Consider the following 23,593-nt stretch of genomic DNA (forward strand, 5'->3'; position numbering starts at 1 on the left):
CTCATAACTTTCAACTGCATCAAATGTGGTGTATAATAAGTTTATATTTGAAAATAGCGAGGTGGTAGCCCATGGGTTATACGGCACTATACAGAGAGTGGAGACCCAAAAACTTTGAAGATGTTGTAGGGCAGGAACATATAACTACGACTTTAAAGAACGAAATTTTAAATGACAGAATTGCCCATGCATATCTTTTTTGTGGAACAAGGGGAACCGGAAAGACTTCCACTGCAAAGGTAATGGCAAAAGCGTTAAATTGCCTAGACTTACAAGATGGGGAGCCATGTAATGAGTGTGAGATGTGCAAAAAGATAAATCAAGGTTTAGCAATTGATGTGACAGAACTTGATGCAGCTTCTAACAATGGTATTGATAAGATAAGAGACATTATAGATGATACTAAATATCCACCACAAGAAGCTAAGTACAAGATATATATAATGGATGAGGTTCATATGTTATCTGTTGGAGCTGTTAATGCATTTTTAAAGACCCTAGAAGAGCCACCTAAAAATGTAATATTTATACTAGCAACTACAGATCCTCAAAAGCTGCCTATAACAATTTTATCGAGATGTCAAAGATTTGATTTTAAGAGAATAAAGCAAAAGGATATTTCTGATAGACTTAAGAAGATTGTTGACGCTCAGAGTATAAATTATGAACAAAAGAGCTTAGACTTAATTTCAAGAGTTTGTGATGGCGCAATGAGAGATGCATTAAGCATATTGGATCAGGCAATTGCTATGGGAGAAAATGAAATAAAATATGAAGATCTTGTCAGCATATTAGGGCTTGTAACTAATGAACACTTATTTAACATAACTGACGCTGTCATAGATAGAAGTGTTGAAAAGGCAATGGTTATAATAGATAAGCTTGTGTATTCTGGTAAGGATATGCAGCTGTTTATTAAAGATCTGATAGCTCACTTTAGAAATTTACTAATGGTCAAGGTTACAAATAATCCAGAAGAAGTGCTGGATATGTCTCTTGAAAATATTCAAATGGTAAAAGAACAAGGCAGAAAAATCAGAGTAGAAGAAATAATGAGAGCTATAAGAATACTTCAAGATGCGGAGGCAAATTCGAAGGCAAGCAAACAGAGTAGATTATATCTAGAACTTGCTATTATAAAAATGTGCAAAATAGAGTATGATACTTCAAGTGAAGTTATATTATCAAGAATAAATCAACTTGAGGAGTCCTTGAAAAACGGAAATATACAAGTAATTCAAGGAGAAAAAAGTAATGATGGTTCAAAAAATGCACATACTAATACGGGAACAGCTGCAGGCGACAGAAATATTATTAAAAAAGGTATGCAAAAATCTAATTCTGGCAGCATGCAAGAGAACCTTGCTGTAAATCCTAATTCGACGCTCACAATTGACGATGTTGGAAGAGCTTGGACTGAAATATTAGAGCAATTTAAAGCCAAAAGAGCAATGATTATTTATGCATCAATTGTTACAGCTAAACCATACAGCTTTAATAAGGGAATAGTTACATTAGAATATGATGCAATGTATGCTTTTAATAGAGAAAGATTGCAAAAACCAGAATATAGAGAAGTTGTAAATACTGTATTTTCTGAAACATTAAAGGAAAAAGTAATAGTAGACTATATAGTTAAACAGGAAAGTGATACTAAGGGAAAAGAAGAGCTATTAAAAGAAACAATAGATGGAATACCATTTGAGGTATATGACGATTGATATGAAGCTAATTAACAATGTACAATTGACAGTTAATAATTGAGGAACAAAGCCTTACAGACTTTGAAAGATATATTTATATAAATTTCAATTATAAATTGCTATTACATTTAAATATATTAAGTAAAGACTCATAATTTAAATTAGCAGTATGATAATAAAATTTATATAAAAAAATTTCTGAGGAGTTGCCTCAATAATTGTTAATTGTACAGTGTACATTGTCAATTGCGTAAAGTTGTTTTATAATAAAAAAATGAGATTCAAGAAAGAGGAGGATTTTTTATGGCAAAAGGAGGATTTCCAGGAGGCTTTGGAGGCGGAAACATGAACAATCTTATGAAGCAGGCACAAAAGCTTCAAAAGCAAATGGAAGATATGCAAAAAGAGCTTGAAACAAAAGAGTTTGAGGCATCAGTAGGCGGTGGAGCCGTAGTAGTAAAAGTAACTGGTAAGAAAGAAGTTACAGCAATTAATATAAAGCCAGAAGTTGTAGATCCAGACGATGTTGAAATGATTGAAGACTTAATAATGAGTGCAGTTAACGAAGCATTAAGAAAAGCGGAAGAAGAAACTTCAAGTAAAATGGGTAAACTAACAGGTGGAATGCCAGGCGGATTATTCTAAGAATTTTAAGTATTAAGATAGTTAGCATACAGAATTGTTGGATGATCTACAATCTGTATGCTTTTTAAGTATATAATTTTCTGGAGATTTAATCATTATTAAATCTAAATTTAAAGAAGAATGAATTGAAAATGAACAGTATATAATTAACAATGAAGAAAGAAGAAAGGCGTGCAGCTTTAAAAATGAAATTTTAAAAATTCTGGAAGAGAATTTTATATAAAATTGTGTATTATCAATTGTTAATTGTCAATTAAAGTATTACGTAGTTATGTTATTCTTAATAAATGCGTATAAATTATGTTCAAATATAAAGAAAAAGGGGAAGGTTAATAATGATGGAATTTTATCCAGTAGCCATAGAAAAATTAATAGAGGAATTTGCAAAGTTACCAAGCATAGGGCAAAAAACGGCCCAGAGATTGACATTACATATTTTAAATCTTCCAGATGATGAAGTAAAGGAATTTGCAAATGCTCTAGTTCAAGCAAGAGGAACAATTAAGTATTGCTCTGTGTGCGGAAACTTCACAGATAAGGATCCATGCCCATTATGTGAGAATCCAAACAGAGATAAGGGAACTATATGTGTTGTAGAGCAGCCTAAGGATATTATGACCATGGAGAAAGTCAAGGAATATAATGGGGTATATCATGTATTACATGGAAACATATCTCCAATGCAAGGCAGAGGACCACAAGATATAAAAATTAGAGAACTGGTTGCAAGAATGAATGAAGATGTAAAGGAAGTAATACTTGCAACTAATCCTAATATAGAAGGCGAAGCGACTGCTATGTATATTTCTAAAATACTTAAGCCTTTAGATGTTAAAGTAACTAGAATTGCGGCAGGAATACCTGTAGGTGGAGATTTGGATTATGCAGATGAGGTTACATTGTCCAAAGCATTAGAGGGAAGAAAAGAGTTGTAAAAATAGAGGAACCTAAAAAAATTAGGTTCCTAAGAAAAAAAGTGTTACATAGATGGGAGTTAGAAGTTTTTGTCTGACATGAGTGAAAAGCTTCTTATACCTTATAATATACAAAATAATTAAAAAAATGTTACAAAATTAAGCAAAAATATAAATTTATATCATGTATATTTTTACCAACAAATGGATAGAATGGTAATAAGAAGTTTTTGGAGGGATTTACATGAAAAAAAATATTGTAGAATACCTGATGAACAAGGCTGATGATTCTGATATGTATACCAAATTGATAGAAGATATGGAAATTGCAAAGATGGAAATAGATGTTGCACGCAGCATGTTTAATAATGTTAACGATGATAAATTGATAGAAGTAGCAATTTATTCAGAAAATGTTGCAAGAAAGAGATACGATTATCTGTTATCATTAGCAAGAGAAAGAGGAATAAGAGTGGGGAATAATTATGTAACAGGAAATAATGCACAGATAGCTGAGTAAAGGAAATGGGGAGCGTTAAAAATGGAGGTACAATATTTAATTTATGGATTGGTAGGAATAATTGTATTATTTTTTGTATTAAAACTCCTAAAATGGCCAATAAAAATAATTATAAATGGAGTAATAGGTGTTGTTATATTATATATAGCAAATTTTATAATTGCCAATCTTAGTTTAGTGGGAATAAATACTAGTTTTTCGTTAGCAATCAATCCAATTACGGCATTAATTGCAGGATTTTTTGGAGTTCCTGGTGTTATTGTTTTAATTATAATAGGATTATTTTTGTGATTAAGTCTGGAGAATTTGTATTAGAGGAAATTAGGGTGATTCAAAATTTAATAATTATAAATAGAAGATTACCTGTCAAGTGATTATAGAAGACATTCATAAGCACTTGACAGGTTTTTGTTATTGTTCCAAAAAAATTTATACGCTACGTAGTAACGATATATTACTATTATATCTTTCACTTGTTATTTTTTCTTATATGCCGTAATATTTAATGTATGGGATTAATTTGTTCTTACAGCCTTAAACTGGGAAATTGTTAATAAATTAATGGATGAAATATTATATTACATAAGATTAATAAGTTGTAAAATTAATTTATAAAGAGGGGTAGCAGCGAGTGAAACGAGAATTTTTGAGGAAAATAATAGTCGTTGGAATGACAACACTGATAGTTTCAAGTTTAAATTATATGCCGGCTTCTGCAAAATGGATTAGTGATTCAAATAACAGTTGGAATTGGACAGAAGACGGTATCAAGGCAACTGGATGGAAGAATATAGATAATAAGTGGTATTATTTTAATGAAAACGGAATAATGCTTACAGGCTGGATTAAGTACAGCCAAAATTGGTATAGCTTATCTAATGATGGAACTATGGATACAGGATGGAAGAATATTTCTGGAAAGTGGTATCACTTTGACGCTGATGGGAAAATGAGTACTGGATGGATTAATGACAATGGTAACCGGTATTTTATGGAGTCAAGCGGGGAAATGGTAACAGGATCTCTTAATATTGATGGAATTGTATATAATTTTTCAGATAATGGGCAATTAATAAAGGATGAAAATTCAGATAAAGAAAATCAAAGTGAACCACCAGTAGCTCAAGATAGTACTACGAGTGGCGCTAAGCCACGTATAGCTTATGTTACGACTAATAGTGATTCACTAAATGTTCGTGCAGAAGCAACGACTTCATCAGATATTATAGGAAAACTGGCAAAAGGTATACAAGTTAGTATTATAGATGATGCTAAAGACGGTTTTTATCCTTTAATGTTAAATGGACGAAAGGGATGGGTTAGCTCTGATTGGATTAGCTTTAAAGAAAACGATAATTCTACAACATCTAATAGTATAAGTCCTAATGGCGATTCTAGTGGAAGTTCTAACGTAAATTCTTCAGACACTAGTACTAGTGCTAGTAATAGTAACGATAATAAAAGTAACGACGATAACAAAAGTGATGATAATAATAACAAAAGTGATGGTAATAATAATGATAAAAATGTAAAAGAGGTTTCTTTAGGTGGAATAAGAACCACAGAACCAAGCTTAAATAGTAAATATTATTATTCTGATGATAATATTTTTTATAAAGTAAAATTATCGCCACCATTTTATAGTGGAGGAAGTCAAATTAAGGGAAATTGTACATGGTATGCATGGGGACGTGCTTGGGAAATCACAGGAACTAAGCCTACAGATGCCGGATTTATAGGAAATGCTTACGAATGGTGGAATGCAAATAAAAATAGTGGAAAATATCAATACGGCTCAGAGCCTAGAATTGGAGCTATTGCAGTATGGAAGTCTGGTCTGCCAAACTCTGGGGGAAGTGGACATGTAGCTGTAGTAGAAAAAATTGATAATGGAAAAGTTTATATATCAGAATCTACATGGAATGGAGTAACTTTTAGATACAGGGATTTATATGAAACTGATTATTTATATGGTTATATCTATTTGGACAAGCCAAATTATTAAAATAGTGTGAAGAATTTTAATAGTTAGGTTAATAAGCAGAAAAACTTTAAGCAAAGCTGCATAACTATAAGGTGGAGATATAAGTATTAAGTGAAGTTCTTCACTTGGTGGATACATAGATAAATCAGGTACAATAAAAAATAATATTCTTTCGTGTGCCTAACTATTAAGGTCTATGCTGGAAGGAGTTTAACCATGAAAAAAATAAAGAAATTAAGAGTAGCAGCAAGTATGGCAATATTCACGCTAATCATGTCCTTATCTTCATATACTGTTGCATTTGCAGATGAAACAAGTACTGGGAGCAAAAATCAGGAGATTAGGCTGCAAGATGATTTTTACGATGCAATAAACAACAATTGGCTTAATTCTGCAAAGATTGAACAAGGTAAATCAACTGAATCTACTTTTGAGGATGTTAATGATAAGGTGGAAAATCAAATAAAGGACATAATAAATGGACTGATTGCCAATAAAGGCCAGTATGGTGAAAATAGCGATGAAAAGAAAATAATAAATTTATATAATAATACTCTGAATGTGGGAGCAAGAAATACAGAAGGTATAAAGCCTGTTAAAGATATCTTAGATGAAATTAAAGCGGCACAAACAATTGATGATATCACAAAAATGTGGAGTGATAAGAAAATAATGAATTCAACAATACAGTTTTCCGTAGAGAGAGACATCAAGAATGTTTCAACTAATATATTATATATAGATTCTACAGTGCTTAGTTTAGGAGATTCTGATGAATATACTAAACCTAATGAGCTTACAGCTAAAACCAAGAAACTCACAGAAGACTATTATAATAAACTTTTAGTGCTTAGTGGATATTCGCAGGAAGAAGCGAAAACAAAAGTAGATAACATGTTTAAATTTGAAGGAATGATAGCTGAAAACATTATGGGAAGACAAGAAAAGGCTGCAAGTGCAAACTTAATTGATACTATTTATAATGAATATACATTGAGTGAATTGAATAACTTAGCACCAAATTTAAATTTACCTGTTATTATGAAAGATTTAGGGATAGATAAAGCTAATAAGATAATTTTAGAAGATCCAAAATGGTTAAAAGCATTTAACGATATGTATACTCAGGAGAACTTGCCTCTTATAAAAAATTATATGGAAATTGTAAATTTGGTTAATGCTTCAGATTATTTAAGTGAAGATTTTGAGAATGCAAATAAAGAGTATGCCAATGAGCTGCTTGGAATAAGTGGATCAGCATCAAAAGAAGATGACGCTGTTAGTAATGTAAATTCTATGATGGGTATGGCTATAGGAAAGATTTATGCAGAAAAATATGTTTCGCAAAAGACTAAAGAAGATGTAGAAAGCATGGTTAAAGAAGTAGTAGATGTTTATAAGAAGCGAATAAATAATCTTGATTGGATGAGTGAGGCAACCAAAAAGAATGCAATTGATAAACTGGACAAATTAAATATAAGAATAGGATACCCAGATAAGTGGGTTGATTATTCAAAGGTAGATATTAAATCTTATGAAGAAGGCGGTTCGCTTTTTGATAATGCAATAGCACTAAGGATTTCTGCACAGGATGAGAAATTTAATAAGATAAATCAACCAGTGGATAAGAATGATGATTTCAAGCCTCAAACAGTTAATGCGTTTTATGGACCAACAGAAAATGCAATTATTATACCAGGTGGAATAATTCAAGGTCATTTTTATGATCCAAATGCATCTAAAGAAACAAACCTAGGTGGAATTGGTGTAATTATAGGACATGAGATAAGTCATGCTTTTGATAATACTGGAGCTCAATATGATGCAGATGGAAATCTGAAGAATTGGTGGACTGATGAAGATTATAAGGAATTCACTAAAAGAACTCAAAAGGTAGTGAATTTTTATAGTCAAATTGAAGCACTACCAGGTGAGATGCTTGATGGGAACATTACTGCTGGGGAAAATATTGCAGACCTTGGAGGAGCATCTTGTTTATTAGATATATTAGCTGGAATGGACAAGCCAGATTATAAAACATTTTTTCAAAGTTATGCTGTTACTTGGCGTCAAATAACAACAAAGGAATATGCAGAATATGCATTAAAGGTGGATGTTCATTCACCTAATAAGGTTAGAGTAAATGCGGTATTAGCCCAATTCCAAAAGTTCTATGATACCTATGGAATTACAGAGAAAGATGGCATGTATATAAAGCCAGAAGATAGGGTGGGAATTTGGTAAATAAACTTTAAGTAATAGAAGAATTAAATATACTTATTACGCATAACTTGTTAATTGCATAGTTTGACATTCTGGGACTTTAGGTTAAAATATTAAATTAGTATATGAAAAAGGAGCAGTGATGTTATTATGCCAGCAGGGAATGGAGTAAATTGTGGAGATTGTCCAGAATTAAAGTCTGGAAAGTGTGATGGAAAAGATTTGACTTGCTTATGCTACAAGTGTCCACGAAAATTAGCACAATGTATGTGCGTTAAATATTGTAGAGAAACAGAATCGGTATTATATTTTGATGAAGATAATTAACAAAATATAGATAATATAAATGTTAAAAGAGGTATATATGATAAATTCGTATATGCCTCTTTTTGAACAATGAAATTATAAGAAAAACAAATTATGAAATGCTGATTAAATCTACAGTAATTGAAGACAAGCAAATTGATAATGAACAGTAGTGTTCATTGTAAAATTATAATTTGTAATTAGTAAAGTAAAGAATTGGAAAAGGGATAAAAAGTTGTTGGAGTAGAGTATCCCAGTAAATCCGGATACAAGTTTTGAGGAAAATAAATTAATTCTCATGCGCTATTTGTGGTGAGATTTTTTATGCATGGAAAAATAAGATATGCAAGCATATTACTTGATATATTGTAAATATCCGTATAAGATATGGCATTGGTGAAAATCAATAAGCATATAAAAGGTGATAAATTTGCAGACTATTTTGTCCTGCAATACAAAAAATAATTGATAAATTATAAAAAAATGGTAAAATATCTAATAAATGATAAAATAAATGAATAAATATTTTGGATGAATCATATAAAAAAACAAGATTAAATTAATATGAATAATAGGAATAGTGCGTATAACAGAATTATATATAAAATTATGAATTTATTAAATTTAAATAAAATATTGACACAAATAAATAAAAATATTATTATAATTGTATTATGTTAATACATAGTTAAATTTTATTATATAAAAATTAAAAAATTGATTAATGATTAATTAGAATAACAACGGAGTTATTGAACAAATTAAGAGATGTGTTTAATGACTCCTTATATGTTATATGTTTTGATAAACATGGAAGCGCTTCCAAGTATAACGACATATTAATAAAATGTTTTCTAAATTTAAATTAGAAACCTTGTAATAAATTAAACACTATTAATTCATACATAAAGAAAAAAGAAGGAGAGAAATATATGTTAAAATATATTGGAAAGAGATTTCTTATAAGCCTGTTAACAATATGGGTTGTAATAACAGCAACATTTTTTCTAATGAGGCTTATGCCTGGAGGTCCATTTGATGGAGATAAGATGTTGGCTCAAGTTAAGGCGAATATGGAAGCAAAATATGGACTTGATAAGCCTTTATCAGAGCAATATGCTATGTATTTGAAAAATTTGACTCATGGAGATTTTGGTGAATCAATGGTTTTCCCAGGAAGAGAAGTATCAGATACAATAAGCAAGTCATTCCCAGCATCGGCTGAAATAGGTGCAGTAGCAATAATTATGTCGATAGTAGGTGGGATACTGCTTGGAACACTTGCGGCACTTAAAAATGGAAGATGGCCGGATAGGCTGGTGGTGTTCTTGGCAACTCTTTGTATTACAATACCAAGTTTTGTAATAGGTGCAGTATTAATCTATGTAGTAGGTGTTAAGTTTGAATTATTGCCACCAACAGGATTCGGCGAATGGAAAAATGATATTATGCCAGCTATAGCATTGGGAGCAGCATCATTATCATTTATTACAAGACTTACAAGAAGTAAGTTAATAGATGTTTTAAAGTCAGATTATATAAGAACTGCAAAAGCTAAAGGGCTAAGTAGGACAACTATTATATTTAAACATGGCTTAAGGAATTCATTAATTCCAATAGTAACATATGTTGGACCATTAATAGCCGATATATTAGCAGGGTCATTTGTAACTGAAAAAATTTTTGCAATACCGGGACTTGGTAATGAATTTGTTCAGTCAGTTTCAAATAGAGATTATAGTATGCTCCTTGGAGTAACTGTGTTCTATTGTTCAATGTTAATATTCTGTACATTCATAGTAGATATACTATATGTATTCATTGATCCTAGAATAAAATTACAAAATGCAGAAGTTTAGGAGGAGAAAAGAAAAATGGAAAATCAAGCTAAAATAGAAAAGGAATTATTTACTCCTCTAAGTGCAGAAGAAAAAAAAGTAAATGTAATTGTCAGGCCTAGTGTAGGGTATTGGAAAGATGCTTGGACAAGATTAAAAAGAGATAAAATGGCACTTGCGTCTTTAATAGTAGTAATAGTAATAGTTTTAGCTGCAATTTTTGTCCCTATATTATCGAAGTATGATTATGCAGCAAATGATTTATCGCAAACATATTTACCACCTTCTGCAGAACATTGGTTTGGAACAGATAATCTCGGAAGAGATTTATTTGTAAGAAATTTTTATGGTGCAAGATATTCATTATTGATTGCTGTTTTTTCAGCTATTATAAACTTATTTATCGGCGTATTATATGGTGGAATAGCAGGTTACTTCGGAGGAAAAGTAGATGCTGTATTAATGAGAATAGTGGATGTAATATATTCAATCCCATTAACTATATATGTAATAATATTTATGGCTATTTTAAATAAACCAGGATCTGCTGGAAGTGGACTTCTTACAATTGTTTTGGGACTCTCCATAACATATTGGATTAGTATGGCCAGAATAATAAGAGGTGATGTACTTCAATTAAAGCAACAGGAATTTGTTCTTGCAGCGAAATCTTTAGGAGCATCAAATGTTCGAATATTAGCAAGACACTTAATTCCAAACTGTATAGGATCAATAATGGTTACATTAACTCTATTAATTCCACAAGCCGTATTTGCAGAAGCATTCTTAAGCTTTATAGGTCTTGGAATTGCAGCACCAAGAGCATCTCTTGGAACTTTGGCTAATGAAGCAATGCAGGGAATTTACACTTATCCTTATCAATTATTATTTCCAGCAGCCATGATCTGTTTAATAATATTATGCTTTAACCTTTTTGGTGATGGATTAAGTCAGGCATTAGATCCAAAGAATAAGAGATAGGAGGTAGTATAGCAATGGAAAAATTATTAGAAGTAAAAAACTTAGAAACCTCCTTCAAAACCAGTGCAGGTGAAGTGCATGCAGTAAGAGGTGTAACATTCGACCTAGAAAAAGGAGAAGCATTAGGTATAGTTGGAGAATCAGGTTGCGGTAAAAGTGTTACTATGATGTCAATAATGAGATTATTGGCTGATAACGGAAGACTTGCAGGAGGGGAAATATACTTTAATGGTAAGAATCTTTCTGATGTTAAGGAATCAATGATGGAAAATATAAGAGGTAATGACATAGGAATGATATTCCAAGATCCTATGACATCTTTGAATCCGGTATATACAATTGGAGATCAATTGATGGAGCCTCTATTAAAACATAAAAAAGTAAGTAAGGCAGAAGCGAGAAAAGAAGCTATAAAAATGCTTGGAATGGTTGGAATACCAAGTCCGGAAAAGAGAATGAAGCAATATCCTCATGAATTTTCAGGTGGTATGAGACAAAGAGCAATGATTGCTATGAGCTTAATTTGTCAGCCTAAACTTATCATAGCCGATGAACCTACAACAGCGTTAGATGTTACAATTCAAGCTCAAATACTTGATTTGATGAAAGATTTAAAGGAAAAGCTTGATACGGCAATAATATTAATAACCCATGATTTAGGAGTCGTTGCGGACGTATGTTCGAGAATAAATGTAATGTATGGTGGAATAATAGTAGAGACAGGAACTACTGAAGATATATTCTATAGAGGAAAGCATCCATATACTTGGGGACTTTTAAGAAGTGTTCCAAACCCTAAGGAAGACGTTAAAGAAAGACTTATTCCAATTGAAGGGCAGCCACCAGATTTATTAAATCCACCAGTTGGATGTCCATTTGCGGCTAGATGCGATTATGCCATGAGAATTTGTATTCAAAAACAGCCACCGCTATTTGAATTGGGAGAAAAACATCAGGCAGCATGCTGGTTATGTCATCAAGACGCGCCGGAAGTTGAATCACCTATAAGGAGGATGAAGTAGTGGAAGCTAAAAAAGAAGTAATTTTAGAAGTTAAAGACTTATGCAAATACTTCCATGCAAAGAAGGGCATATTTGGTGGGAATAGTTATGTTAAGGCAGTAGATAGAGTTTCTTTTACACTTAATAAGGGAGAAACTTTAGGTCTTGTAGGTGAATCTGGATGCGGTAAGACTACTACAGGAAGAACAATATTAAAACTTTATGAGCCAACGTCAGGACAAATAATATTTAATGGAAAAGATATTACTAAAAATTCTGTAAAAGAAATGGTTCCATTAAGAAAAGAAATGCAAATGATTTTCCAAGATCCATATGCATCATTAGATCCAAGAATGACTGTTGGAGATATAATTGGAGAAGCAATTGATATTCATAAATTGTTAACAGGTGAAGAGAGAACTGAAAGAATAAGAAGTTTATTGTCGAAAGTTGGTCTTGCAGGAGATCATATAAATAGATATCCTCATGAATTTTCAGGAGGACAAAGACAAAGAATTGGTATAGCAAGAGCTCTTGCTGTAGAACCATCATTAATAGTATGTGATGAACCAATTTCAGCTCTTGATGTTTCTATACAGGCACAGGTTATAAACATGCTTGAAGAACTTCAAGAAGAATTAGGATTAACTTATTTGTTTATAGCCCATGACCTTTCAATGGTTAAACATATATCAACTCATATTGGAGTTATGTATCTTGGAAGAATGGTTGAAAGAGGAGAAAGTAATAAGGTGTATTCAGAAGCTTTACATCCATATACGCAAGCATTACTTTCAGCAGTACCAATACCAGATCCAGATATAGCAAAAAATAACAAAAGAATAGTATTAGAAGGTGATATACCATCACCTATAGATCCTCCACCAGGATGCAGATTTAAAGGGCGATGCAGATGTGCTAAACCAATCTGTTCAGAGATTGATCCTGAATTAAAGGAAGTTAAACCGGGGCATTTTGTGGCATGTCATTTATATGACTAAGAAAATAGAAGAATAAGTAATTTGCTATTATGCTGTTAATAAGTTTTAGAAATAACAACTTAAACAGTTATTATATAATCAATATTTAAATTAAGGGGGAAATATCAATGAAAACAAGCAAAATGAAAAAATTATTTGCAGTGTCTTTAGCAGCTACATTATCGCTTTCAGTTTTAGCTGGTTGTGGTGGCTCTAAATCTTCTGATAAATCAGGTTCAGCTGCAGACAAACAAGAATTGGTTTACAACTTAGGTTCTGATCCAAAAACTTTAGATCCAGGATTAAATGCAGCGGTTGATGGTTCAATTGTAGACAGTAATCTTTTTGAAGGTCTTGCAAAATTAGATGACAAGGATAAAGCAATTCCAGGTCAAGCTGAAAAATGGGAAGTTTCTGATGATCAGTTAACTTATACTTTCCATTTAAAGAAAGACCTTAAATGGTCAAATGGAGACCCAGTTAAGGCAAGCGACTTTGTATATGCATGGAAGAGAGTAATAGATCCAGCAACAGCTGCTGAATATTCATATCAAATGTACTACATTAAGGGTGCAGAAGCAGCTAATACTGGAAAAGGATCTATGGATGATGTAGGAGTAAAAGCTACTGATGATAGTACAATTGTAGTTACATTAGCAGCACCATGTGCATATTTCCCAGAATTAACAGCATTCCCATGCTATTATCCACTAGATGAAAAGGCTGTATCAGCTAATAAGGATTGGGCAACTGATGCAAAGACATTTGTTTCAAATGGTCCTTTCAAATTAACAGATTATGAGATTAAAAATCAACTAGTATTAGAAAAGAATGACAACTATGAAGCAAAAGATGATGTTAAGCTTTCAAAAGTAACTATGAAGATGGTTTCCGAACCAACATCAGCTTGGGCAAGTTATAAAGCAGGCCAATTTGATATGGTAGATGCTGTTCCAATATCTGAAGTTCAAGGTGCACTAAAGGATAAAAGTGCAACTAATTTCAAAGCTTTAGGAATTTCTTATATTTCTATAAATGTTTCTGATAAAGCTGCAGCTGTAGATCCAAATGCTGCTAAGGTTTTAAGTAATTTAAAATTCAGGCAGGCATTAAACCTTGCTATAGATAGACAATCACTTGTTGACAATGTAGTTAAAACTGGTAATACACCAGCTCACAGTTATGTTCCAGAAGGAATGACTGGTCCAGACGGAAAAGATTTTGCAAGTAAAAACTATTTTGATCCAAAGGGTAATATAGATGAAGCTAAGAAATTATTAGCAGAAGCTGGATATCCAGATGGTCAAGGATTACCACCACTTGTAGTAATGTATAATCCAGAAGGTGGAGTAAATGGTCCTGTATATCAAGCTATTCAAGATATGTGGAAAAAGATTGGTGTAAATGTAGAACTTCAATCTCAAGAATGGAAAGTATTCCAAAATACAAGAATTCAAAAACAATATGAAATTGCAAGAGATAACTGGTCAGCTGACTACACTGATCCAATGACATTCTTAGATATGTTCTTATCAAATTCAGATAACAACAATCCAGGATACAACAATCCAGAATTTGACAAAACAGTTCAAGCTGCAAAGCAAGAAAAAGATGCTAGTAAGAGAATAGATTTAATGCACCAAGCTGAAGATATGTTGATGGCAGATCAACCAGTTATTCCATTATGGTATACATCATATCCAAAAGGTGTAAAAGAATATGTTAAAGGTGTAAGAGTATCTCCACTTGGTCAAGTATACTTTGACAAAGCTTATATAGAAGGTAAAAAATAATTCTAACTTAAAATAGAATTAAATATAGTTAATAAAAAGAGGTTATTTCAAATATGGATTATATATTTGAAAATAACCTCTTTTTGCTTTATGAAATGAATAATTTTTTTGACAGAGTAGGTGTTATGTATTTATGATTTTTATTGGATATATCTACTTAAAATCTAATAAATATATCAATATAATGAGTCAACTTTATAAATTAGGTATATATATTTAATAGAAGAGGAGGTGAATGGATACAGTTGAAGGAAGAAGTAAATAGAAAATTAAATGATGTACGGGAGCATATTACTAAAATTGAAAGCCTTATTAAGCTGTTAAACCTTGCTTATTGGGATATGAAAATAACTATGCCTGCGAAAGCATTAGAGCAGAGATCAGTCACAATGGGAATTGTGGCAGAAGAAATTTTTAAGTTATCAACAGAAAGTGCAGTAGAAGAGTTTATAAAATATTTTGAACTCATTAATAATGAACTGTCTGAAATAGATAGAGCAATGATTCGTGAAATGAAGAAAGTATATGATGAATCAAGTAAAATTCCAGCAAATATGCATATGGAATTTACTATTGCCGCAGCTTTATCAGAAGCCGCTTGGGAAGAAGCAAGAGAAAAAAATGATTTTAAAATATTTGAACCATATTTAGAGAAAATGGTGAGCTTTAAAAGACAATTTGCTGAATATTATGGATATAAAGAAAATAGATATGATGCGCTACTTAATCAATATGAGGAAGGGATGACTGTAAGAAAATTAGATAAACTGCTTGATGAATTAAAGATTGGAGTACTAAAATTACTGGATTACGTTAAAAATAGCAAAAAACATATAGATAGAAAATATATAAGTGGAAAATATGAAATAGAGAAACAAAAAAGGCTCAGTTTATTTTTATTAAATATGATCAAGTTTGATATGGAAGCAGGAAGATTAGATGAAACTACTCATCCATTAACAATTGAAATTGGAAATAGAGATGTTAGAATAACAACTCACTATTATGAAAATGATCTATTAGGAAATATTTTTAGTATTCTTCATGAAGGTGGGCATGGATTATATGAACAACACATACCAGATGAACTTCAGGGGACAGGATTAGAACATGGAGCTTCTGTAGGTATACATGAATCTCAATCTAGATTTTATGAAAATATTATTGGAAAAAGCAGAGAGTTTTTAAGTGTTATCTTACCTTTTATTAAAATGCAGTTTGAAAATTTAAAAGATATAACTGTAGAGGAATTTTATGATTCAGTTAATTATGTTATTCCTTCTTTGATAAGGACAGGAGCAGATGAAGTAACGTATAATCTGCACATAATAATTAGATATGAGATTGAGAAACAGCTAATCAATGGTGAGATTGAAGTTAAAGATTTACCAAGAATTTGGAATGAGAAATATAAAGAATATTTAGGAGTAGAACCTAAAAGTTATAGTGAGGGAATTTTGCAGGATATACATTGGGCTTCAGGTCAGTTTGGATATTTTCCAACTTATGCACTAGGCAATATTTATGGAGGACAATTCCTCAATCAATTGCTAAAGGACAATGAAAATGCTATAAAAGATTTAAAATTTGGTGATTTAACATACATCAATAATTGGTTAAAGGATAATATTCATAAGTATGGAGCTATATATACGCCAGAGGAATTAATTAAGAAAGTAACGGGAAAAGATATATCAACAAAATATTTCTTGAAATATTTAGAGTGTAAATATAAAAATATATATTAAGTATTACTTATTTTAGCAGATTAAAGAGCTGTCTTGTTACAGATATATTTTTTCTATGATGAATAATTAAAATAATAAAATAGTCTATCATAAAAGGGAGTATATAATATGTGAAAGGCAGCTTTTTTAATATTCATGGATATGCGAAGCTGTATAGGCCGCGATGATGGATTTATACTAGTGATTCCAATGGGTGTAAATGTTAAATAAGCATTCTAAAATTTTTAACGCAATTTATATAGGATGGACTAACATGCCAAATTACAGTAAACCATAATAAATATTTATTAATCAAAAAGTATTAAGATATAATATTATAAACTAAGAAAAAATTATAATGTTTTTTGGAGAATTGTGTCCGTTTACAGAGAATAGGATATAAAAGCATAATCAAAATCATAATTTGGTCTGTAAAGTATTGAATTGAAAGCAAATAAGTAGTAGAATAAAACAAATGAGTTTTAAGTATATAAGATAAATATTATAAATTTAGAAACTAATAAATTACAACCATCATATGGGGACTTATACAATTGCAGGAATTTAAAAGTTATTAGGAAATATAGTAAAATTTAGATTTATGCTATTTTTTTAGCCCTATAATTCAGATGGTTTTAATAGGATATGTAATTTTATAATACTTTATTTCTATATGTCTTAAATTCTTGTTGAATAAAAAAGAATATAAAGCAATAAGCAATTTAATAATCAAGGGGGATTCTTAAAATGATCAAAGTATTAACAAACGACGGATTAGAAAGTACAGCAATTGCGGCTCTAGAGACACTTGGGGCAGAAGTAGTCAATGAGCATTTTGGGCAGGATGTACTAGGAGAAAAATTAAAGGAATTTGATGCGGTAGTTATAAGATCAGCTACTAAGCTTACTTCAGATGTATTTGAAGTAGAAGCAGGTGGAAATTTAAAATTAGCTATCAGAGCAGGAGTTGGAATTGATAATATAGATATTCCAGCGGCTCAAGGAAAAGGAGTAACAGTTAGAAATACTCCAGCTGCAAGTTCAGATTCAGTTGCAGAACTTGCAATTGGACATATGTTTGCGCTTGCAAGATTTATTGCTATAGCTAATTATACAATGAGAAATGGTGAATGGAATAAAAAGAAGTATCAAGGAACTGAAATTGCAGGAAAAACACTTGGAATTGTTGGAATGGGAAGAATAGGTCAATCTTTAGCTAAAAAAGCTACAGCTTTAGGCATGAAGGTTGTATATTACACAATTGAAGGAAAGCATGATGAGTTAACTTATGATTTTGTATCATTGGAAGAAGTATTAAAAACTTCAGACTTTATTTCACTTCATGTTCCATACGATAAGAATGCAGGTTCATTAATAGGAAAGAAAGAATTGCAATTAATGAAGAATACAGCATACCTTATAAATTGTGCTAGAGGTAAAGTTGTTGATGAAGCAGCGTTACTTGAAGCGCTTGATAACGGAGAAATTGCCGGAGCAGGTATTGATGTATTTGAAGAGGAACCAACTAAAAACGAAAAATTAATAAACCATGCAAAAGTAAGTGTTACACCACACATTGGGGCTGCAACTGAAGAAGCTCAAACAAGAATTGGTGAAGAAGTAGTTTCAGTAATTAAGGAATTCTTTAATCTATAGTATTTGGGAGGAATTTTGAATGGCAGTAATTAAAGCTTTTAAGGGAATAAGGCCGGTTAAAGAATTAGCCTCAAAAATAGCAGCTTTACCTTATGATGTAATGAGCAGCGAAGAAGCAAGAGAAATGGTAGTGGGGAATCCCCACTCATTTCTCCATGTTGATAGAGCTGAAATAGATTTAGACCCATCAATAGATATTCATGACCCAAAGGTGTATGAAAAGGCTAGGGATAATCTTTATGGAATGATTTCGGATGGAGAGTTTATTAAAGATGAGAAACCTTGTCTTTATATATACAGACAGATTATGAACGGGAGATCTCAAACTGGAATAGTATTTTGTGCATCAATTGATGATTATATGAATAATGTCATAAAAAAGCATGAATTTACTAGAGCAGATAAAGAGAAGGACAGAATTAATCATGTTGACTATTGCGATGCCAATACCGGTCCAATTTTCTTAACGTATAAAGAAGACCAAATTGCATCAGAAATAATAGATGCATGGATTCAAAATGAGAGTAAAAGAAAACCTGTATATAATTTTGTAGCTGAGGATGGAATAACTCATGTTGTATGGGTGGTAGATAATGATATTATAATAAACGAATTAATTGATTTGTTCAAAGAAATAGATTATCTATATATCGCAGATGGACACCATAGATCAGCATCAGCTGTAAAAGTCGGACTTAAGAGAAGACAGCAAAATCCTAATTATACAGGAGATGAAGAATTTAACTACTTCTTAGCAGTTGCATTTCCAGATAATGATTTAATGGTTATGGACTATAATAGAGTTGTTAAAGACCTAAATGGCTTAACTAAAGATGAATTATTGGAAAAGCTTAAAGATAAGTTTAATATAATAGAATCAATGAGTAAAGAACCAGTTAAACCATCTAAAAAGCATACCTTTGGAATGTATGTAGAAGATAAATGGTATTTGCTTGAGGCAAAGGATGGAACTTATAATACAGAAGATCCAATAGAGAGTCTTGATGTTGCAATCCTACAAAATAACGTCTTAACGCCTATCTTGGGTATTGAAGATGTAAGAACATCAGATAGAATAGATTTTATTGGTGGAATAAGGGGACTTAAAGAACTTGAAAAAAGAGTTCATACTGATATGAAGATAGCATTCTCAATGTATCCAACTGAGGTTGGTGACATAATGAGTGTTGCAGATATTGGAGAAGTAATGCCTCCAAAATCAACTTGGTTTGAGCCAAAGCTAAGAAGTGGATTATTTGTTCATGAATTAAAGTAATTGTCCCTGTCAAAAAATCAACTAAGAAATAAAAAAGACTGGCTGCCAGGTGAAGCAGTCATACAAGATGGAATAAAAAATAGAAGAAAAGAGAGAGCATCAAAGCGAGTAGAGCAGAGCCATTAGGTTGGTTCTGGCAATTCGAATTTATGCTCTTTTTAAATTCAAAATTTAATTAAAAAAGCCAAGTATAATTTTTAAGATTAAACTGATGATAAATGTTTTAAGTATGCTGTGATATAATTTAATTGGAAAATTAAAACGTATACAATTATTATTGGTATTGTAATCCCAAAGTGATATATAGGGGTGATGTAATGAGCTTAAAATATGAGTGGCTTAAAATTATAGAAACAAAGAAGAGAGCATATAGAAAAATTTATAGCTTATTTTATTCAAAGAGAAATAGCATTAAGTTTAAAATTCAATGTTATTTAACAATATTTTCATTGATACCACTTTTGGTAATAGGAATTGTTAGCTATACAATTTCGAAAGCTGCTATAGATAATAAAGTAAAAGATTATTCAAGGCAGTCCATAAGGCAGACAGCAGAAAATATTGAAACCATGCTAAATAATTGTAAGGACAGCCTTATGCAGATAATTTCTAATCCTGATGTAATATCGAGTTTAAAGTCTGTTGTAAAAGATGAAGAAAATTCAAACTATAGCGGTGAGATTTTAAGTAATATACCATTAGCAACTAAACTTGCATACCATATAGCAACTACACAAGAGGTTCAAACAATCTCATTTATTTCACCTAAGTACTATTTAAAGGGGACTTATTATTGTTCAGATGATGTACTAAAAGGGAACTCCTCGTACTATCAGGAAATCATAAGTAATGATAATAACTACACTTGGTTTTCTACGAGAGCAGCAAGGTATGGATACCAAGACAATCAGAGAGTGAATGTATTTTCTCTTGGAAAGCAGGTATATAACTTAGATGATATGAGACCATTGAACCTTGCAGCTGTTATTGACATCAGAGAGGACAAACTGTCTGAGATCTGTAGTAAATCAAGTCAAGGAGATATGACGGATCAATGTTTTGTAATTGATGAAAAAGGAATGATAATAGCTCATCCAGATAAGAGCATGCTTTATAAAAATATAAATGAATTATTTAGTAGCAGAGATATTTCTAATATTATGAAAAGTTCTGAAGACATATCAAGCTTTGAAACAAAATATTTAGATGAATCAGTTGTAGCAAATTCGTTAAAATTAAAGGGATGTAATTGGAGAGTTATTAATATTGTAAAAAGTAAATATTTATATAGAGAATCAGATCAAGTTGTACGAATAATATTTATTGTGGCATTTATTTGTGTAATTTTCTCATCTATTTTTTCAGCATTTATAGCAGCTGGAATTTCAAGGCCATTAAAAGATATGAGCAAAATTATGAGGAAAGTAGTTGCAGGAAGTTTGAATGAAAAAATAGAAATCAATAGAAAAACTTCAGAAGAGGTTATAATACTTCAGCAAAGCTATAATTTTATGATACATAAGATTCAAGAATTACTAGACAAAGTATATGAAGAGCAAAGTAATAAGAGAATAGCCGAGATTAAAGCATTAGAGGCACAAATAAACCCTCACTTTTTATACAATACTTTAGATGCGATAAAATGGACAGCATTATTTCAAAAAGCAAATAATACGGCAGAAATGGCAAATATGCTTTCAAGGCTGCTGCATATAAGTTTAGGTAGAGGAAATGAAGTTATTCCATTTGAAGAAGAACTTGAACATGTTAAGTGCTATTTAGGAATTCAGAAATTTAGATTTAATTTTAATATAGATGTAAATTTTAATATAGATGAAGAAACAATGAAATTAAAAGTTCCAAAGATAATATTACAGCCTATAGTAGAGAATTCCATTTTACATGGATTGTCGGATAAACTTAAAGGAGGAATAATAGAGATTAGTAGCTCAATTAATCAAGATAAAGTTAATATTGAAATAATTGATAATGGATGTGGCTTTGATATTAATGAGAGTGATATTACTAAAGAATCAAAACGAAAGACTGGCGAATCATTTTCAGGTATAGGTATTGCAAATGTTCAGGAAAGAATAAAACTTATATGTGGAAAGGAATATGGAATTACTGTAGAAAGCGAGATAAATGAAGGAACTAAGATTAAAATTTCTTTACCTAAAATGGAATGAGGTGTGTACTATGTTTGGTGTTTTATTAGTTGATGATGAGGTAATTGTGCGATTGGGTATAAAATCCATGATTGATTGGGAGCGATTAGGTTTAACAGTTATTGGAGATACCTCAAATGGACAAGAAGCTATGGAAGTTTTTAAGAAATTCAATCCGGAAATCGTTATAACAGATATAAAAATGCCCATAATGGACGGGATAGAATTTATTAAGAATATAAGAGCTATAAACTCTGAGACAAAGATAATAATTTTGACTTGTTTGCAGGATTTCGAATATGCAAAAGAAGCAATAAGCCTTAGAGCCTCTGAATACTTTGTAAAATCAGATATGATGCCAGCTGATATGGAACGTATCTTGATTAAAGTAAGAGATTCTATTGTGATAGAGCAGGATAAGCAGATTAAATTAAATGAAATGAGAATTAAAGCCTTAAAAAGCAAAGTTGTTGAAAAGGAACAATTCTTATGGGAACTCTCCATGAATGCTGTTTCGTGGAATGAAGCTACAAAAAGCATAATACAGCAAATGGATTTAAGTTATTTAATGAATGGATATTTTGTTTTTAATGTGAGTGTGGACTACTATGAAAAAGTGACTGCAGGAATGCTAGAACAGGAAAAAATAAAATTATTCGAGAAAGTTCATAATATTGTAGAGAGTACAGTTAATGGTGAAGTTTCATGTAAAGGTGAAGTATATAATGGAAACGGTGGAGAAGTAAATCTTATTCTAAAGGTAATGGATTATGCTAGTGAATTAAATAAATTTGAAATTCTAAATTCTATAGGAGAAAAGATTATAAAGGCCATAAAGACGGAATTGAAATATAGTATAACAATTGGAATTAGTGATGCTGTTAATAATTTAGAAAGTTTAAACAGAGGGTATACTCAAGCTAAAAATGCCAGTAATTTTAAGGTTTTTAATGGTTGCGGAAAAATTATTAGTTACGCAAATACAATTTCACAAAATGTTATTAATAGACAAATTAGCTTAGACTTTAAAAAAATAAGAGATTATATATATTTATTAAAACGTAGCGAAACAAATACATTAATAGATGATATATTTAATCAAATTGCAGAATTAAGAGATTATGAAGCACTTAATACAATACCATTGGAATTGGTAGTTTCGCTAATAAGTATATACTCAGAAATATGTAAAGATGTAGATATTATAAATAACAAGAAAAAGGCTTTTTATGAGCAGATTAAATATCTCGAAACGATTGGAGATATAATAGATTGGTTTAAATTAGTATTCAATGAGGCTATAGACATGGTTATGGATATATATAATTCTGATAAAAATAGTGTTTCAAAAGCACGAAGTTATATAGAAGAAAACTTTGCAATGGAGATTTCGCTGCAAACAATAAGTAACCATGTTCATTTAAGTAAAAATTACTTTGTAAATTTGTTTAAAAAAGAGATGAATGAGAGTTTTGTTGATTATCTTACAAAGGTAAGAATTAAAAACGCTAAAAGTTTATTGGAAAATTCGGAGCTTAAAATTAATGACATAGGAATACGGGTTGGAATAGAAGATCCAAGATATTTTTCTAAGGTTTTTAAAAAAAGTACTGGCTATACACCAAAGGAATATAGGAAAAGAGCATATAGTATGAAATGATTTTAGAGAGTTTATTAATTAAATTATTTTCTAACCAAATTATTGCAGGACATTAGAAGTATTAGTAATGTTCTGCAATTTTTTTATTATTATCAATACTCTGCCTAGCTTATGTTCAATATAAAACTATTAGTAAAAGATAACTAACACTTACTATCATGACAATCAATCTTTAATTTTAAATGGTTTCTAGGTATTTACAAAGTTTGAGAAATAAA

The 23,593-nt window shown here is 31.0% G+C and carries 19 protein-coding genes; all 19 read left to right on the forward strand.

The features are described from left to right. Positions 1-71 precede the first annotated feature (71 nt). The 19 genes from dnaX to CLOBL_RS16415 all read left to right on the forward strand — a co-directional run bounded on the left by dnaX (position 72) and on the right by CLOBL_RS16415 (position 23,375). Complete coding sequence (gene dnaX / locus CLOBL_RS16335; protein WP_077860012.1) at positions 72-1,721, forward strand: DNA polymerase III subunit gamma/tau; 1,650 nt, start codon at positions 72-74, stop codon at positions 1,719-1,721. Between the two features lie 285 nt (positions 1,722-2,006). Continuing rightward, positions 2,007-2,348, forward strand: coding sequence for a YbaB/EbfC family nucleoid-associated protein (locus CLOBL_RS16340; RefSeq protein ID WP_009173045.1), 342 nt, complete (start codon positions 2,007-2,009; stop codon positions 2,346-2,348). Between the two features lie 338 nt (positions 2,349-2,686). Then, positions 2,687-3,283, forward strand: a complete 597-nt coding sequence (gene recR, locus CLOBL_RS16345; protein ID WP_035302665.1) for a recombination mediator RecR — start codon at positions 2,687-2,689, stop codon at positions 3,281-3,283. A gap of 223 nt (positions 3,284-3,506) precedes the next feature. After that, positions 3,507-3,782, forward strand: coding sequence for a YaaL family protein (locus CLOBL_RS16350; protein ID WP_077860013.1), 276 nt, complete (start codon positions 3,507-3,509; stop codon positions 3,780-3,782). A 21-nt stretch (positions 3,783-3,803) separates the two neighbouring features. After that, on the forward strand, positions 3,804-4,073 hold the full coding sequence (locus CLOBL_RS16355; RefSeq protein WP_077860014.1) for a pro-sigmaK processing inhibitor BofA family protein: 270 nt from the start codon (positions 3,804-3,806) through the stop codon (positions 4,071-4,073). A 340-nt stretch (positions 4,074-4,413) separates the two neighbouring features. Further along, positions 4,414-5,787, forward strand: a complete 1,374-nt coding sequence (locus CLOBL_RS16360) for a CHAP domain-containing protein (protein ID WP_077860015.1) — start codon at positions 4,414-4,416, stop codon at positions 5,785-5,787. Positions 5,788-5,982: 195 nt separating this feature from the next. Beyond that, positions 5,983-8,010, forward strand: a complete 2,028-nt coding sequence (locus CLOBL_RS16365; protein WP_077860016.1) for a M13 family metallopeptidase — start codon at positions 5,983-5,985, stop codon at positions 8,008-8,010. Positions 8,011-8,139: 129 nt separating this feature from the next. Further along, a complete protein-coding gene (locus CLOBL_RS28085; RefSeq protein WP_179117776.1) occupies positions 8,140-8,316 on the forward strand; it encodes a hypothetical protein in 177 nt (58 codons plus the stop codon). Positions 8,317-9,227: 911 nt separating this feature from the next. Next, positions 9,228-10,154 (forward strand): ABC transporter permease, encoded by a 927-nt coding sequence (locus tag CLOBL_RS16370; RefSeq protein WP_077860017.1) that lies wholly within the window; start codon positions 9,228-9,230, stop codon positions 10,152-10,154. 15 nt (positions 10,155-10,169) lie between these two features. Further along, entirely contained in the window at positions 10,170-11,114 is a 945-nt protein-coding gene (locus tag CLOBL_RS16375) for an ABC transporter permease (RefSeq protein WP_077860018.1), read from the forward strand. A gap of 14 nt (positions 11,115-11,128) precedes the next feature. After that, positions 11,129-12,136: an ABC transporter ATP-binding protein gene (locus CLOBL_RS16380; RefSeq protein WP_077860019.1), complete on the forward strand. Its 1,008-nt coding sequence runs from the start codon at positions 11,129-11,131 to the stop codon at positions 12,134-12,136. Beyond that, a complete protein-coding gene (locus CLOBL_RS16385) occupies positions 12,136-13,116 on the forward strand; it encodes a dipeptide ABC transporter ATP-binding protein (protein WP_077860020.1) in 981 nt (326 codons plus the stop codon). Before CLOBL_RS16380 ends, CLOBL_RS16385 begins: the two co-directional genes overlap by 1 nt. A gap of 107 nt (positions 13,117-13,223) precedes the next feature. Further along, positions 13,224-14,888 carry a peptide ABC transporter substrate-binding protein gene (locus CLOBL_RS16390; RefSeq protein ID WP_077860021.1) on the forward strand — a complete coding sequence of 555 codons (1,665 nt, stop codon included), beginning with the start codon at positions 13,224-13,226 and terminating at the stop codon, positions 14,886-14,888. Positions 14,889-15,133: 245 nt separating this feature from the next. Further along, positions 15,134-16,636 (forward strand): carboxypeptidase M32, encoded by a 1,503-nt coding sequence (locus tag CLOBL_RS16395; RefSeq protein ID WP_077860022.1) that lies wholly within the window; start codon positions 15,134-15,136, stop codon positions 16,634-16,636. A 726-nt stretch (positions 16,637-17,362) separates the two neighbouring features. Further along, positions 17,363-18,271 carry a D-2-hydroxyacid dehydrogenase gene (locus CLOBL_RS16400; RefSeq protein ID WP_077860023.1) on the forward strand — a complete coding sequence of 303 codons (909 nt, stop codon included), beginning with the start codon at positions 17,363-17,365 and terminating at the stop codon, positions 18,269-18,271. 19 nt (positions 18,272-18,290) lie between these two features. Further along, entirely contained in the window at positions 18,291-19,547 is a 1,257-nt protein-coding gene (locus CLOBL_RS16405; RefSeq protein ID WP_077860024.1) for a DUF1015 family protein, read from the forward strand. Then, positions 19,548-19,673 carry a hypothetical protein gene (locus tag CLOBL_RS28980; protein WP_278281338.1) on the forward strand — a complete coding sequence of 42 codons (126 nt, stop codon included), beginning with the start codon at positions 19,548-19,550 and terminating at the stop codon, positions 19,671-19,673. Positions 19,674-19,864: 191 nt separating this feature from the next. Beyond that, the gene (locus CLOBL_RS16410) at positions 19,865-21,736 is read left to right on the forward strand and encodes a sensor histidine kinase (RefSeq protein ID WP_077860025.1); all 1,872 of its coding nucleotides are present in this window, start codon (positions 19,865-19,867) and stop codon (positions 21,734-21,736) included. Between the two features lie 10 nt (positions 21,737-21,746). Further along, a complete protein-coding gene (locus CLOBL_RS16415) occupies positions 21,747-23,375 on the forward strand; it encodes a response regulator (RefSeq protein ID WP_179117777.1) in 1,629 nt (542 codons plus the stop codon). Positions 23,376-23,593: the final 218 nt, after the last annotated feature.

It is taken from the genome of Clostridium sp. BL-8, from assembly GCF_002006495.1.
GTDB lineage: Bacteria > Bacillota > Clostridia > Clostridiales > Clostridiaceae > Clostridium.